Genomic DNA, 14,369 nt, shown 5'->3' with positions numbered 1-14,369 from the left:
CGCTTGAGCGGGCACGAGGAAACAGCCACGGAGACGACCGGCGAAGGCAATGCCCTTGAACGCCGCATCTGCAATGCCGTGCTGCGCGCGCGCCTTGCCCTCCTGTGGGAACAGCTCTGGCCGCACCTTGCCTTGACCATTGCCATCGCGGCCCTTTTCGCCGGTCTCTCTTTCGTCGGCTTCTGGCCCCTTCTCCCCAACTGGCTGCGCATCACGCTGGTTGCCCTGTTCGGCCTTGCCTTCGTTGCAAGCCTCATCCCGATCGGCGGCATCGCCTGGCCCGACCGACGCGCCGGCCTTGCCCGGGTGGAGAAAGCCTCAGGCCTCACCCACCGGCCTCTGACGGCACTTGAAGACCATCAGGCCGGCGGCACCGAGGATGCGGCCAGCCGCGCCCTGTGGCAGGCGCACAGGAAGAATGCCGCCCGCAGGCTCGACCGGCTCGTCGCCGGCATCCCGAGCCCGCAGGCCTTCCGCCGCGATCCGTTCGCGCTCAGGACAATCGTCGGCGCGCTGCTCTTTGCCGGGCTGTTCACCGCCAACGGCGCCTATCTCACCCGCCTTGGCGACGCCTTCCACGCACCGCCGTCCGAGCGCACGGGCCCCGCCCCGATGCGCCTCGACGCATGGGTCAACCCGCCGGCCTACACCGGACGCCCGCCGGTGTTTCTCACCGGCGACACAGCCGCCGGCGCCGAGGAGGCCATCGTCGTTCCCGCCGGCAGCATCCTGGTGGCGCGCGCCCAAGGCGGCGACCCCGTCGCCGTCACGCTGCTCGTCGACGGCGAGGAAACCGGGCTCGAACCCGAAGGAAAGCCGGACGATACCGCACCCCCGGCGCAAACGCCGGACCGGCAGGAATTTCGCACTCGGCTCGATACCGACGGCGAGGTTCACGTCTCCCGCAACGGCGAGCCGCTCGTCGCCTGGCGCTTTTCCGTCACCCCCGATACGCCGCCGGTGATCGCGCTTGCCGGCGAGCCCGGCAGCACCGCATCGGGCGCGCTCACCCTGACCTATTCCGCCACTGACGATTTCGGCGTCACCGCTGCAAAGGCGGAGATCGCCGCAGCCGACGACGCCGACCCACAAGCCCGCCCGCTGTTCGAGGCGCCGACCTTCCCGCTGGCGCTGCCGGCGCGCGGCGCGCCGGAGGGAACCGGCCGCACGCTGCGCGACCTCTCCGCCCACCCGTTTTCCGGCGGCACCGTGCGCCTGACGCTGACCGCCCGCGATGCCGCTGGTCAGGAGGGCCGCTCGACGCCGCTCGAATTCGTGCTGCCCGAACGTCATTTCTCCAAGCCACTCGCCCGCGCCCTCGTCGAGCAGCGCCGCATCCTCGCCCTCGACGCCCGCGATCGCCACCGCGTCGTCGCCGCCATCGATGCGCTGATGATCGCGCCCGAGCGTTTCACCCCCGATGCCGGCACCTATCTCGGCCTGCGTTTCGCCTATCGCGAGCTGGTTCGAGCGAGCACCGACGATGCTCTGCGCGACGTGGTCGAATTGCTGTGGACGCTGGCGCTCACCATCGAGGACGGCGACCTCTCGCTCGCCCGCCGCGAACTGCGCGATGCCCAGGAAGCGCTGAAGAAAGCGCTGGAGGAAGGCGCCTCGGAAGAAGAGATCAAGCGTCTGACCAAGGATCTGCGCGCCGCCCTCGACCGCTTCCTTAACGCCGTCCAGCGCCAGGCCCGCAGCAATCCCCAGCAAGCCGCGCCGTTTGACCCCAATCGCCAGACGATCGACCGCCGCGACCTTGAGCGCATGCTCGACCAGATCGACCAACTGGCCCGCTCCGGCGCTCGCGATGCCGCCCAGCAATTGCTCGCCGAAATGCAGCGCATGATGGAGAACCTGGAGACCGGTCAGCAGGGGCCGATGGACCAGCGCGCCGCCGAGATGAGCCAGATGATGAAGGAACTCGGCGACATGATCGCGCGCCAGCGCGCCCTGATGGACGAAACCTTCGAACTCGATCAGCGCGACCTCAGCGAGGGCCGGCCCGGCGAGCGCTCCGACCGCGATCCCCAAAGTGGCATGACCGAGCAGGAGCGCCAGCAGGCGCTCGAACGACTGCGTGAACGCCAGCAGGCGCTACAGCAACAGCTCGAGGCGATGCTGGAGCGCATGCGCGAGATGGGCGTCGAAGCGGGCAAGGAACTCGGCCAGGCCAACCGTTCGATGCAGGGCGCCGACGAAAATCTCGGCCAGGGCGAACCCGGCCCGGCGGTCGGCGATCAGGGCGACGCGCTCTCCGCGCTGCAGCAGGGCGCCGGCAAGCTGCTCGACCAGATGATGGCGGAAGGCCGCGGAAACGGTCGCGGCGGCATGTCGCCCGGACAGCAGGGCCGTGGAGGCAATGACCCTCTGGGACGAAATCGCGGCTTTAGCGGCAGCGAGCCGGTGAAGATCCCCGACGAGATCGATATCCAGCGCGCACGGCGCATTCTCGAAGAACTTCGCCGGCGGCTCGACGATCGCAGCCGGCCCCGCCCCGAACTCGACTATCTCGACCGACTGCTGCCGAGCGACTGACGCACGCGCCCATCCGGCGCAACACGGCAATCCAATCGGGAACTCGGGAAACGGCCTCAACGGCCAGCGTGCCGACACAAATGCGCCGACGGCAGGGCGAGCAAGCGGCACCTCTAAGGAAGCACCGCCGACACGGTCAGTGGCGGGTCGCGCCCATTGCCGTCATCGCCACTTCGGGCTTGCGCGCCGCGATCACCCGGCCGACCGCCGAGCGGATATCGGCCAGCGTGAACGGCTTCAGCACCACATCCTCGACGAGCTGGTCGAGACCTGACGCCCGTTCTCGCTGATCGGCGTAGCCGGTCATCAGCATGATCGGCATGTCCGGCCAGTCGCGCGCCGCATTGAGGGCAAGCGCGATACCGTCCATCACCGGCATCTTGATGTCGGACAGCAGAAGGTCGAAACCGCCTTCTTCGCGGTGCAGGATATCGTTGGCTTCGGAGCCGTCGGCGGCGACCGTCACATCGTGACCGTCAAGCTCGAGCGCGCGCGCGACGAACGCCCGAACCGAATCGTCGTCGTCGCTCAAAAGGATGCGAGCCATGCTCATCCCCTCCAAGGCAGCGCCGACCAGAAAGCTTCGCCCGCCTCAGAAGGCGCCGACATAGGGCAGTTCACGATACGCATAGCCCTTGTCGATACCATAGCCGACCACGAAGCGGTCGGGGCAGGCAAAGCCGACGAAGTCGGCCGAAATCTTCACGGTTCGCCGTTCCGATTTGTCGAGAAGAACAGCGAGCGATACGTGCCGGGCGCCCCGTTTCAGGAGCAGATCGCGGGCAAAAGCCAGCGTCAGTCCCGTATCGAGGATATCGTCAACCAGAAGAACGTCCCGTCCCGTCACGTCCTGATCAATATCGCACAGAACCTTTACACTTCCCTTCGACTCGGTCCCCGCACCGTAGCTTGCAAGCCGCAGAAAATCGACTTCCACGGCAAGACCCGCCCGATGCAGCGCCCGCATCAGATCGGCAGCAAATACGAAACTGCCGGTAAGCACGGGAATGAGAAGCGGATTTTCGAGCCCGCTTGCGGCGATTTCCTTAGCCAGGATCTGAACCCGGTCGGCGATCGTCGCCTCGTCGAAAAGGATGTCGATGTCTGATTCGGTCATTGAGACGCCTCGGTGCTGCGCGAAGGTGTCTCTGGAATACCATCCAAACCCACCGCCCCGCCAGCGACCGGACGTTCGATTTCTCGATCCATGAAGCGAACCTGCAGCCTGACCCCCAATTCGGGCGGCGAGGCGAGCCGGCTGCGGAAGTGAACCACGTCGCCGGGTGGCAGCGACGTCGTCGACGGCGTCACCGACCAAGCATAGACCTCGTCTTCCCGCGCACCCAGCAGCGCCAGCCGGATCATCGGCACCGGCCGCTTCTCCGCCGTGATGTTGCGGATGTCGCCCTCGACGATCAGCACCGGTACGCCGGCCTCGAAGTCGCGCTTGGTCGTCACGCCTTCAATCTCGAGACCACGCAGATTCACCTCAAGCCCGACCATCTCGTAGAAGCCGGCAAGGTCGGGCACGCCCTCGACGATCGGCTTGCGCAGGATGATCCCGGTAATCACCAGCAGCACCGCGCAGGCGAGCATGATCGGCCCGCCGATATTGGAAATCTGTTCGAGCATCGCCGCGCGCTTGTCGTCGTCGTTCTGCTTGCGCAAGCGGATCTTGATCTTGTGCGGCTTCGCCGCGCTCTCGATATCGGGATGGTCGACGTCGACAGCGTGAGGGACCGCCTCGCCCTCGGCATCGATCGTCGTGCCGGATGCCGCGTCGGCGTCTCCGTCGAAGCCTGCCGCGGCCACACCGCCACCGGGCGACATGCCATCGCCGGACATATCCGCATCGGGATCGGGAAACGACCGCCGGTCGCCCTCGTCGAGGAAGAAGGATTCGGTATCGCCGCGCAGGTCCGTGTCGACCGTATCGAAGCCTTCGTCAGGGCCCGCACCAACAGCCGCCAGTTTCGCCGGCTCCGGCGCCGTCGCGTGCCACACCGTTCCGCAGCGACTGCAACGCACATCGCGGCCTGCGTCGCCAATGGCGCCGTCGGCCAACGCATAGGACCTGTCGCAGGTGGGACAAGTGAGCTTCATGCGCGTTACGTTCATCCGGCATCGGCCACCGCGCCGCACTGAATGTTCGGCGGCACTCCAGCCGTTTCAGGCCATTTACCCATTGTAGGCCCGACGAGCGTGTGCAACACGACCGTTTCCACCAGAGGAAACTTTTATCGTTAATGAAGCGTTAATTCGGCTCGGCGATCCTCACATCGGGGCCAAATCGACGGTGCGGAGCGTCCGCCGCGCGCAAACCATGCGCGAGCGGTTTGAAATCGTCCCGCATTCAACATGTTGGGCATGATCTCGCCACTCGGATCGGTTCAATCTTCGGGCAGTGTGTTCCAGGGAGTCACCGCGTGATTCGTTTCGAAAATGTCGGCCTGCGGTACGGCATGGGCCCGGAGGTATTGCGCGACCTGTCGTTCCGTATCGAACCGCAATCCTTCCAGTTCCTGACCGGCCCGTCAGGCGCCGGCAAGACCAGCCTGATGCGGTTGATGTTCCTTGCGTTGAAGCCGACGCGCGGCCTGATCACCGTATTCGGCAAGGACACCGCCTCGATCCCCAAGAACGACATGCCGGCCATGCGGCGGCGCATCGGCGTCGTCTTTCAGGATTTCCACCTGCTCGAACACCTCACCACCTATGAGAACGTCGCCCTGCCGCTGCGCGTGACCGGCAGGGACGAGGCGAGCTTTCGCACCGACGTCGTCGAGCTGCTGAAATGGGTCGGCCTCGGCGAGCGCATGCATGTGCTGCCGCCGGTGCTGTCGGGCGGGGAAAAGCAGCGCGCGGCGATCGCCCGTGCGCTGATCGCCCAGCCCGACGTACTGCTCGCCGACGAACCCACCGGCAATGTCGACCCACCGCTCGCCAAGCGCCTGCTGCGCCTGTTCGTCGAGCTGAACCGTCTCGGCACCTCGGTGGTGATCGCCACCCACGACATCAACCTGATGAACCAGTTCGACGCCCGCCGCATGGTCATTCATGACGGCCGGCTCGAAGTGTACGACTGAGAAAACCATGGTGGTCAGCAAGCTCAAGGCGAAAGCGAAGAAGGTCGGCGCCGGCGCCAAGGCCGCCAAGGCGGACAAGGCGGCCGCGCGCAAATCGCGCCGGCCGGAGTTCCGCAGCACCGCCTCGATCGTACCGCCATCGACCGTCGCCGGCTCGGCGCTGACCATCGTCGTCGCCATCATGGCCTTTCTCGCCTGCCTCACCGTCGGCGGGGTCAGCGTCGTGCGCGATGCCGCCCGCGACTGGCAGAACGACATCTCGCGCGAGGTCACCATTCAGATCCGCCCCATCGACGGCATCGACATCGTCCGCGAGATCGACAAGGCGATCGCCATTGCCCAGGAGTTTTCCGGCGTCGGCACCGTGCGGGCAATCTCCGACGACGAAACCCGCGGTCTGCTCGAGCCCTGGCTCGGCGCCGGTCTCGATCTCGAGGCGCTGCCGGTTCCCCGTCTCATTCTTGTCGAGATGCTCGACCCGGCAGGTGTCGATCTCGATGGCCTGCGCGCGCAGTTGAAGGCCGACGTGCGCGGCGCCAGCCTCGACGATCATTCCGCCTGGACCCGCCGCCTCGTCGCCATGGCACGTACCATGGTCTTCGGCGGCTTTCTGATCCTTGTCCTGGTGCTGACCGCGATGATGCTGAGCGTCGTCTTCGCCACCCGCGCGGCCATGGCCGGCAACAAGGAAATCATCCAGGTACTGCATCTGGTCGGCGCCGAGGACAGCTTCGTCGCACGCGAGTTCCAGCGTCATTTCCTGCTGCTTGGGCTCAAGGGCGGCGCCGCCGGCGGCATCGCGGCAATCATCGTCTTTGCCCTCATATCGCTGTTGCGCAGCGACGGAGGCGATCTCGCAGCGAGCGACCAGCTACGCGCCCTGTTCGGCCAGTTCACCGTCGGTGCCGGCGGCTATTTCGGCGCGCTCGGCATCGTCTTCCTGGTTGCCGTCCTGACAGCCGTCACCTCGCGCCTCGCGGTGCGGCGCACGCTACAGCAGATGGAATAGGCCGCACGGCGAGCTCGGTTGATCGCCTCTTGCGCAAGGCCGCGCGCGGCCCGTGCAGCCGTGCAAACGATATGCTACGCTTTTCGGATCGAATGGGCGATTGGCACAGGACAAACACACTGCGGCCGGTCCAGGTGTATCCTCGGAGCAGATCGCGCGCCGCATCCCCGGCGAAAACGCAGTTTGGACTTGTTCATGCCGCCGCCGCGCCGCATTCTCATGCTATGCGTTTCGAATGGATGGTTTGCTGATGGACAGCTCACCGGACACCGCAAGGAAAGGCTTGGCCGCGGTGCCCGATGATCACAGCCACACGCAGGCGGGCGTCACAGGGCGCTCGGTGCTTGCTCGTGTCCGGCGCGCGGTACTGGTGACCGTGTTGCTGGCGGTAGCTTTTTTTGTCGGCGGCTTCCTGCATTTCGCCACCAATATCGGCGCACAGACCGCGCCGCAGAAAATGGATGCCGACGCCATCGTCGTGCTGACCGGCGGCGCTGCCCGCATCACCGGGGCTCTCGACCTTCTCGCCGACGGCCACGCCAAGCGGCTGTTGATTTCCGGCGTCCATCCGCGCACCAGCCGTGCAGCAATCGCCCGCCACGCCAATCGCCGCGCCGATCTGTTCGCCTGCTGCGTCGACCTCGACTACAAGGCCGAGGACACCATCGGCAACGCCGAGCAGGCCCGCAACTGGGTGCTCGACAACGGCTTCAAGTCGCTGATCGTGGTGACCAGCGCCTATCACATGCCCCGCTCCATGGCCGAACTCAAGAACTCGCTGCCCGACGTCGAGCTGTATCCTTATCCGGTCGTCCGCGCCGATCTCAACCTCGACCGCTGGTACACCAACTGGGCCGCGTCCCGCCTTTTGATGCGCGAATATCTGAAGTATATCGCCGCCCGCCTGCGCCTCAGCATGAACATCCCCGGAGACATGCAGCGCATGATCGCCGCGATCGTGATCGAAGTTCCACACAACGGCTGACCCCATCCCGCCTGCACACGGCTCTGGATCGTCGCGGCAAACTGTGCTTATCAACAGCCCCGACATTCATTGACCGGTGTCACGCCGGCGACGACGGAACCGCGACATGATTGCCCTGCGCTCGGTCATCTTCAATATCGCCCTGTACGCCTACCTGATCGGCGCAATGCTGGTGATCTGGCCTGTCTTCCTGCTGCCGCGCAAGGTCGGCTGGCCGGCGATCCGCTGGTGGGCCTTCACCAACCTTTGGCTGCTGCGCCATATCGCCAGGATCGACATCGAGGTGCGCGGGCGCGAGAACATTCCGCAAGGCGGATTCATCGTCGCGTCGAAACACCAGTCCATGTGGGAGACCTTCGCCCTCATTCCGCTGTTTCGCGACCCCGTTTTCATTTTCAAACGGGAACTGATGTGGATCCCGCTGTTTGGCTGGTACGCTTGGAAATTCCACATGATCCCGGTCAATCGCGGGCGCGGCTCCGCGGTCCTGCCCGTTTTGACCACCAGGGCGCGCGAAGCCATCTCCGAAGGCCGCCAGCTGCTGATCTTTCCCGAGGGAACCCGGCGCCCGGCCGGCGCTCCGCCGGCCTACAAATTCGGCGTCGCGCACCTCTACAAGGAAATAGGTTGCCCGGTGCTGCCGGTTGCGCTGAACTCCGGTGCCTATTGGCCGCGACGCAAATTCCTTCGCTTCCCCGGGACCATCGTTATCGAGATCCTGCCGGCGATCGAACCCGGCGTCCCGACATCGCAATTCCGCGAAATCCTCACCGACCGGATCGAAGACGCCAGCGACCGGCTGCTTCTGGAGGCCGCCGAAAGCAATCCGGCGCCGCCCTTGTCGGAGATGGCGCGTCAGCACCTCGACGAGAAGTTCGGCCCCGCGCAATAGCGCCGCCCGCGACCGCCATAAAAAACACACGATCTTGTTATTGATTCGTTACTGCACACTAGGTGTGCACACGGAGGAGTTTACGCTAAGGAATAGCTGAAAAGCTCTTGCGTTTTATGTGAGTTTGTTCGTATTTTGTTCTTCTCTTTTGCGAGAACACCCATGACGACGGCAGTTCGGAAAGGCGCGATACCCCTGGCGGTCGACAAGGCCGGCCTCGGAACGCGCTTCAAATATTGGCACGGCGCCTCGGGCCGGCGATATTTGTTCACGGCCGTTGCGATGAACGAGCTCGACAATTTCTCCAACGCCGTGGTTCTGTTCGCCAATCGCCGCTGGCGCGCGCTCTGGGTCGGCGCCACCGACGAGACCGGCCACCTGACCGGTCGCCCCGCCGAGACATCCTCACGCGACCGTCTGGTTTTCGTACACCTCCTGAGCCGCCACGAGCGCGAGCGCGACGAGGTTCTCGCAGATCTCGCCCTGTGCGCCGCCGAAGCGGCCTGAGCCCGGATCAGACACGCCCACCGCCCCCGACATATTCAAGATTCGACGATTGTTGAAACTGCGCTACATTGGTCTCTGTCGCCGGCCGGGTTGATCTGCCTTTTCAGGCGCGGCCATACCGGCGACCGGGAAGGCGGAAGATGCGGCATCCTTCGCCCCGAAAAAGCGCAAGGAACGACGGCATGAAGGCAGGCAACGCCCAATATGACGGCCCGGAGGACCTTCCGGCCACGGTGCCGATCTTTCCTTTGCAGGGGGCTTTGTTGCTGCCGCGCGGCCGCATGCCGCTCAACATTTTCGAACCGCGCTACGTCACCATGATCGACGACGCCCTGCGCGGCGACCGCATCATCGGCATGATCCAGCCGGAACTCGCCGGCGATGCCGACGAAACCAGCCACGACCCGAATCTCTGCACCGTCGGCTGCCTCGGCCGCCTCGTCGCCTATCAGGAATCCGGCGACGGCCGCTACCTGATCACGCTGACCGGCATCGTCCGCTTCCGCATTGCCGAGGAACTCGCCGTCACCACACCCTACCGCCAGTGCCGCATCGACACCGAGCCGTTCCGGGTCGACTACACACCGCATTTCGGCGAGGACGCGGTCGACCGCGCCGCCCTGCTCGACACCTTCCGCGCCTATCTCGAGGCAAAGGATCTCGAGACCGACTGGGACAGCGTCGAGAAGGCCTCCAACGAGGCGCTGGTCAACGCGCTCGCCATGATGAGCCCCTACGGCCCGGCGGAGAAACAGGCGCTGCTCGAGGCGCCCGATCTGAAGAGCCGCGCCGAAACGCTGATCGCCATGACCGAGGTCGACCTCGCCCGCGGCGACGGCGACATGCCGTCACGCTTGCAATAAGAGCGCTTTGCCGGCATCACTGCGGCACTCGCACCTCGGATCAGACGGCAAGGAAAGAAACGCCATGAGCGACAGCGAAACCGGCAAGGCGGCCCCGCGCGCAATCGATCGCAAGCTGCTGGAAATTCTCGTCTGCCCGCTGACCAAGACAACGCTCGAATACGACGCCGAAAAGCAGGAGCTGATCAGCCGCGCGGCGAAACTCGCCTACCCGATCCGTGACGGCATCCCGATCATGCTGCCCGACGAGGCCCGCCCGCTTTAGGGGCGAGGCAGGCGCTCAATCCCGAAATATTCGCTGCTAAACCGCCGGGGCCTCGATGCCGCGGCGCATGCAGGCGGCCGCCACCGTATTGGCGAGCAGGCAGGCAATCGTCATCGGCCCGACGCCGCCCGGCACCGGCGTGATCGCACCGGCAACCTCGACCGCTTCGTCGAACGCAACGTCGCCGACGAGGCGCGTCTTGCCCTCGCCGCGCTCCGGCGCGTCAATCCGATTGATGCCCACATCGATGACACAAGCGCCCGGTTTCACCCAGTCGCCGCGCACCATCTGCGGCCGGCCAACGGCGGCAACCAGAATGTCCGCCTCGCGGCACAGGCCGGGGAGATCGACCGTGCGGCTATGCGCCATCGACACCGTGCAGTTCTCGTTCTGCAGCAGGAGAGAGACCGGCTTACCGACCAGGATCGAGCGGCCGACGACGACCGCATGCTTGCCGGACAGATCGCCGAGCACGTCTTTCGCCAGGATCACGCAGCCGCGCGGCGTGCACGGCACGAGGCCGGTCCGGCCGAGCACGATCTTGCCCGCATTCATCGGGTGCAATCCGTCGACGTCCTTGGCCGGATCGATCGTCTCGACGACCGTGTCGGTATCGATGTGCTTCGGCAACGGCATCTGCACCAGAATGCCGTCGACCGCGTCGTCGGCGTTGAGCTTTTCGACCAGCGCGAGGAGGTCTTCCTGCGTCGTCTCTTCGGGCAGGCGGTGCTCGAAGGAGTGCATGCCGGCCTCGACCGTCTGCTTGCCCTTGTTGGCGACATAGACCTTGGAGGCCGGATCCTCACCGACCAGCACCACCGCGAGCCCCGGCGTGAAGCCGTGCGCGGCCTTGATCTCGGAAACCGCCACCGCGACATCCGCCCGCAATTGCGCGGCGCGCGCCTTGCCGTCGATCAGAGTTGCCGTCATCGCTTCATCCTCCAAACGCGTCAAATCATGGCCACGGGGCCGCGTGGCTCAGGTGTCCTCGACCCGGGCCTTGAGAGCAACAGCAAGCGCCGGACCGTCACCGTCAATGCGCACGACTTTGAGCCGCGCTGTCGTTCCTGAAACGACCGTGACGTCTGTTTTTCCGACCCTGAGCGTCTTCGCAAGCATTTTTTGCAGCGCGGCATTGGCCGCGCCCTTTTCGGGCACCGCCCGCACCCTGGCCGTGACCGACGACATGCCGTCGGCCCCCTCCTGCACGCCATCGATGTCATCGCGATTCGCTTTCGGCGTCAGCCGCACCCGCACCAGCATGTGGTCGGCGGCAATCGTGACGGCGTCGTCAAACGGCATGGCGGTTTCAGCCAGTCAGCCAGTCCTAGCCGGCGTAGCAGAACATCGGCACCAGATTGTTCCGCATCAGAATCTCGATGAAGATGATGAGAAGCAGCACCACGACCGGCGACAGATCGAGGCCGCCCAGATCGGGCAGGAAGCGGCGGATGCGCTTGTAGACCGGTTCGGTCAGTTGGTAGAGCGCGTTGCCAATCATGGCGACGAAGCTGTTGCGCGGATTGACCACGTTGAACGCGTAGAGCCAGGAAAAGATCGCGCTGGCGATCACGACCCAGGTGTAGATCTGCAGGATAATGAAAATAATCTGGAGAATTGAGCACATGGATCGGCACCGCCTGTTCGGTCATACTCTTGGCAACCGGCCCGCGGCGACCCGGTGGCCGCCCTGCAGTGTCCCGGTCGGGGAAAGAACGAAGCCGCACAAGCCGGCGCCGATGCGCTGCCGGCGGGGGAATGCCGCTATTCGTCCTGCGTTCTCCCTGATGTAGCTTTCACCTGCCCCATCCGCAAGCCTTCCCGCCGACAGCGTAAACGGATCGGCCCGCCGGGACTTAGCGGGGCATCCCCCGACATGATCGGGAAAACGCGAAACGATTTGCCCACGCCGCCCCCATTGCGCTTGACAGGATGGCGGCGCGTCCCCTAAATGGCGCTCGATTTTCCCCCTTGGGGCCGTAGCTCAGATGGGATAGCGCTGCAATCGCACTGCAGAGGTCAGGGGTTCGATTCCCCTCGGCTCCACCAATTCCCTCAAATGATTGAATTGGTTCGCCTCGAACTTCGAGGCTTGTCGCGCTTCGAACGACGTTCGAAGACGCAACGGGTGGCTCCACCAATTCCCCTAGATCACTGAATTGGGTCGCCTCGGATTTCGAGGCTTGTCGCGCTTCGAACGACGTTCGAAGGCGCAACGGGTGGCTCCACCAATTCCCCTAGATCACTGAATTGGTTCGCCTCGGTCTTCGAGGCTTGTCGCGCTTCGAACAACGTTCGAAGGCGCAACGGGTGGCTCCACCAGTCTTCATATCTCACGACGTATCTTCGCTTCGCTCAGGTCTCCGATGGGGCGGCCTGAGCGGCTCAAGTCGGCTGTAGCCGACTTGTCAGTGATGTTCAGGCGGAACACGGAAACATCCGTGTTCCGGCGCGCAGTCGCGCTTGCGAACCCTGCGGGTTCGAGTCCATTTCAGTGACATACACAAGTATGCCAAATGGCTGAATTGGTTCGCCTCGGACTTCCGGGCTTGTCGCAACGCCCTCACCGGCGCGCGCGGAAATACGCCTTCAGCGCCTCGGCGCGCGCAGGCGACCAGCCCGGCGGATCGGCGACCGCGGCCCAGGCGTCGATATAGTCGGCGGCAACATAGTCGTGGCCGTAGCCGGGCACACCGACGGCGAGCACCGAATCGACCGCCGTCTGCAGCATTGTCAGCATCGGAAACCAGATCAGCTCGTCGGAGACGTCCGGCGCGCGCGGCCGCTCGAGCCAGGCCGGCTGGCGAAACGCGCTGTCGAAGGTGAAGGCGACGATCGGGTCGCTCGGGTAGTTGAGAAAGACGAAACGCACCGGACCCCACGGCGCCGCCGCCTCGTCGAGCCCGCCGGTCTGGGTCAGTACCCGGGCGAGCGAGCCGTTGCCGAATGTCGGCCGCCAGGCCGGGCTGTCGGGATTGCGGTCGTCGCGCACATCCGCCCAGTAGTGCGAAAAGAACGGCGAGCCGGCCCACATCGCCCCGTTGATCGGATCGCCGAGCATGTCGAGCAGCGGCAGCGCTGCTTGCGAATTGTACGCGCCCTGGCTGAGCCCCGAGACGTAGAATTTCGGCCGCGTCTCCCTCGGCAAGGTCTTCCAGTGGGCATAGACCACATCGAACAGCGCCTCGGCCTGGTCGACGCCGTATTCGGGATGCTTCATCAGCGCCAGAAAGCTCGACAGATACGAGTACTGGACCGAGACGGTCGCGACATCGCCACCGAACATCACGTCAACGGTGTCGTAGGCGCCCGGATCCATCCAGCCCGTACCGGTCGGCACGGTGACCACCAGAACCGAGCGTTCGAAGCCGCCAACGCGGATCAGTTCCTCAAGCGCGAGCTTCGCCCGGGCCTTGGCGGTCTCGGCCGCGCCGCGCCCAACATATACCCGAACGGGATCGCGTGCCGCCGCACCGAAAAACGGCGCGATCTCGGCCGCCGTCGGCGCCCTGGCGATATACTGCCGGCCGCGCCGGCCGAGTTCGTTCCAGCGGATCAGCGAGGCGGCGCTGCCCGTCTTCACCGGATCGTCGGGCCGCGCGATGTCCGGCTCGAACAGCGCATCGGCAGCAGCAAGCGATCTGTCGGCGATATCGAAGACACGCTGCAGCAGCGTGCCGCTCGCGATCACCCAAACCAGCCAGAGCACGACCACCGTGGAGACGACGTAGCCGATCCGCCGCGGCACGATCCGCTCCAGCCAGCCCTGCAGCTTGTGCCGCGCCATACCCAGAACGCGGAAAAGCAGCCAGAGAAAGAAAGCGACCGCGATTGCGGCGAGCAGAATTGTGACCAGCGCCGTGGGATGAAGCGGCTCGACGCGGAACACAGTGCGCGTCGCGTTCTGCCAGCCGATCGCCTTGAACAGCCCGTAGGCGACAACCGCAGCCGCGATCGCACCCGCAAGGACTAGGGCGATCCGGCGATTGCGCACGCTCGAAACGGGAAGTTCCAGATAGCGCCAGAGCAAGGAAAAAAGATTGCCGAGTTCGTAGCCCAAGGCCGCGAATACGCCACCGAGCAAACCGGAAATCAGCGCGTCGCGCGGCACCAGCGTCGGCGTCAGCGATGCGTTGAAGACGACTGCGGACGCGACGACCCCGAGCGGCGAAAGCCCTTCGGCAAGTGCGCGAAGAAAGCGTTTCGATATCTGAATCATCGGCA

At 65.1% G+C, this 14,369-nt stretch carries 15 protein-coding genes and 1 tRNA gene; 9 read left to right on the top strand and 7 right to left on the bottom strand.

Annotated features, from left to right (window positions below; translation table 11 throughout):
• Positions 1–3: 3 nt before the first annotated feature.
• A complete protein-coding gene (locus C0606_10360) occupies positions 4–2,538 on the top strand; it encodes a TIGR02302 family protein (GenBank protein PLX38578.1) in 2,535 nt (844 codons plus the stop codon).
• A gap of 136 nt (positions 2,539–2,674) precedes the next feature.
• Here C0606_10360 and C0606_10355 read toward each other — a convergent pair whose 3' ends face one another.
• The 3 genes from C0606_10355 to C0606_10345 are packed head-to-tail and all read right to left on the bottom strand — an operon-like array spanning position 2,675 to position 4,656.
• A complete protein-coding gene (locus C0606_10355) occupies positions 2,675–3,085 on the bottom strand; it encodes a response regulator (protein PLX38795.1) in 411 nt (136 codons plus the stop codon).
• Between the two features lie 45 nt (positions 3,086–3,130).
• Positions 3,131–3,655: a hypoxanthine phosphoribosyltransferase gene (gene hpt / locus C0606_10350; protein ID PLX38577.1), complete on the bottom strand. Its 525-nt coding sequence runs from the start codon at positions 3,653–3,655 to the stop codon at positions 3,131–3,133.
• Positions 3,652–4,656 carry a hypothetical protein gene (locus C0606_10345; protein ID PLX38576.1) on the bottom strand — a complete coding sequence of 335 codons (1,005 nt, stop codon included), beginning with the start codon at positions 4,654–4,656 and terminating at the stop codon, positions 3,652–3,654. Before C0606_10345 ends, hpt begins: the two co-directional genes overlap by 4 nt.
• A 308-nt stretch (positions 4,657–4,964) precedes the next feature.
• Here C0606_10345 and ftsE point away from each other — a divergent pair, with 308 nt between their 5' ends.
• The 7 genes from ftsE (at position 4,965) to C0606_10310 (ending at position 10,145) form a co-directional block, all read left to right on the top strand.
• Positions 4,965–5,624 (top strand): cell division ATP-binding protein FtsE, encoded by a 660-nt coding sequence (gene ftsE / locus C0606_10340; GenBank protein ID PLX38575.1) that lies wholly within the window; start codon positions 4,965–4,967, stop codon positions 5,622–5,624.
• Positions 5,625–5,805: 181 nt separating this feature from the next.
• Positions 5,806–6,633 (top strand): ABC transporter permease, encoded by an 828-nt coding sequence (locus C0606_10335; protein PLX38794.1) that lies wholly within the window; start codon positions 5,806–5,808, stop codon positions 6,631–6,633.
• Between the two features lie 235 nt (positions 6,634–6,868).
• Positions 6,869–7,618 carry a hypothetical protein gene (locus tag C0606_10330; protein PLX38574.1) on the top strand — a complete coding sequence of 250 codons (750 nt, stop codon included), beginning with the start codon at positions 6,869–6,871 and terminating at the stop codon, positions 7,616–7,618.
• A 106-nt stretch (positions 7,619–7,724) separates the two neighbouring features.
• Positions 7,725–8,510, top strand: coding sequence for a 1-acyl-sn-glycerol-3-phosphate acyltransferase (locus C0606_10325; GenBank protein ID PLX38573.1), 786 nt, complete (start codon positions 7,725–7,727; stop codon positions 8,508–8,510).
• Positions 8,511–8,672: 162 nt separating this feature from the next.
• Positions 8,673–9,017 carry a hypothetical protein gene (locus tag C0606_10320; protein PLX38572.1) on the top strand — a complete coding sequence of 115 codons (345 nt, stop codon included), beginning with the start codon at positions 8,673–8,675 and terminating at the stop codon, positions 9,015–9,017.
• Between the two features lie 182 nt (positions 9,018–9,199).
• Positions 9,200–9,880: an ATP-dependent protease gene (locus C0606_10315; protein PLX38571.1), complete on the top strand. Its 681-nt coding sequence runs from the start codon at positions 9,200–9,202 to the stop codon at positions 9,878–9,880.
• A 64-nt stretch (positions 9,881–9,944) separates the two neighbouring features.
• The gene (locus C0606_10310; GenBank protein PLX38570.1) at positions 9,945–10,145 is read left to right on the top strand and encodes a hypothetical protein; all 201 of its coding nucleotides are present in this window, start codon (positions 9,945–9,947) and stop codon (positions 10,143–10,145) included.
• A 36-nt stretch (positions 10,146–10,181) separates the two neighbouring features.
• Here C0606_10310 and C0606_10305 read toward each other — a convergent pair whose 3' ends face one another.
• The 3 genes from C0606_10305 to C0606_10295 are packed head-to-tail and all read right to left on the bottom strand — an operon-like array spanning position 10,182 to position 11,772.
• On the bottom strand, positions 10,182–11,075 hold the full coding sequence (locus C0606_10305) for a bifunctional methylenetetrahydrofolate dehydrogenase/methenyltetrahydrofolate cyclohydrolase FolD (protein ID PLX38569.1): 894 nt from the start codon (positions 11,073–11,075) through the stop codon (positions 10,182–10,184).
• Between the two features lie 48 nt (positions 11,076–11,123).
• On the bottom strand, positions 11,124–11,447 hold the full coding sequence (locus C0606_10300) for a hypothetical protein (protein ID PLX38568.1): 324 nt from the start codon (positions 11,445–11,447) through the stop codon (positions 11,124–11,126).
• 25 nt (positions 11,448–11,472) lie between these two features.
• Entirely contained in the window at positions 11,473–11,772 is a 300-nt protein-coding gene (locus C0606_10295; protein PLX38567.1) for a hypothetical protein, read from the bottom strand.
• A gap of 346 nt (positions 11,773–12,118) precedes the next feature.
• On the opposite strand from C0606_10295, the gene C0606_10290 reads away from it, so the two are divergent.
• Positions 12,119–12,194 (top strand) — tRNA-Ala (locus C0606_10290).
• A 514-nt stretch (positions 12,195–12,708) separates the two neighbouring features.
• Here C0606_10290 and C0606_10285 read toward each other — a convergent pair.
• Positions 12,709–14,364 carry a hypothetical protein gene (locus tag C0606_10285; GenBank protein ID PLX38566.1) on the bottom strand — a complete coding sequence of 552 codons (1,656 nt, stop codon included), beginning with the start codon at positions 14,362–14,364 and terminating at the stop codon, positions 12,709–12,711.
• Between the last annotated feature and the right edge of the window lie 5 nt (positions 14,365–14,369).

This window comes from Hyphomicrobiales bacterium (assembly GCA_002869065.1).
Lineage (GTDB): Bacteria > Pseudomonadota > Alphaproteobacteria > Rhizobiales > Rhodobiaceae > Rhodobium.
The sequence above is the reverse complement of the archived record's forward strand: the minus strand, read 5'-3'. Positions and strand labels throughout refer to the sequence as shown.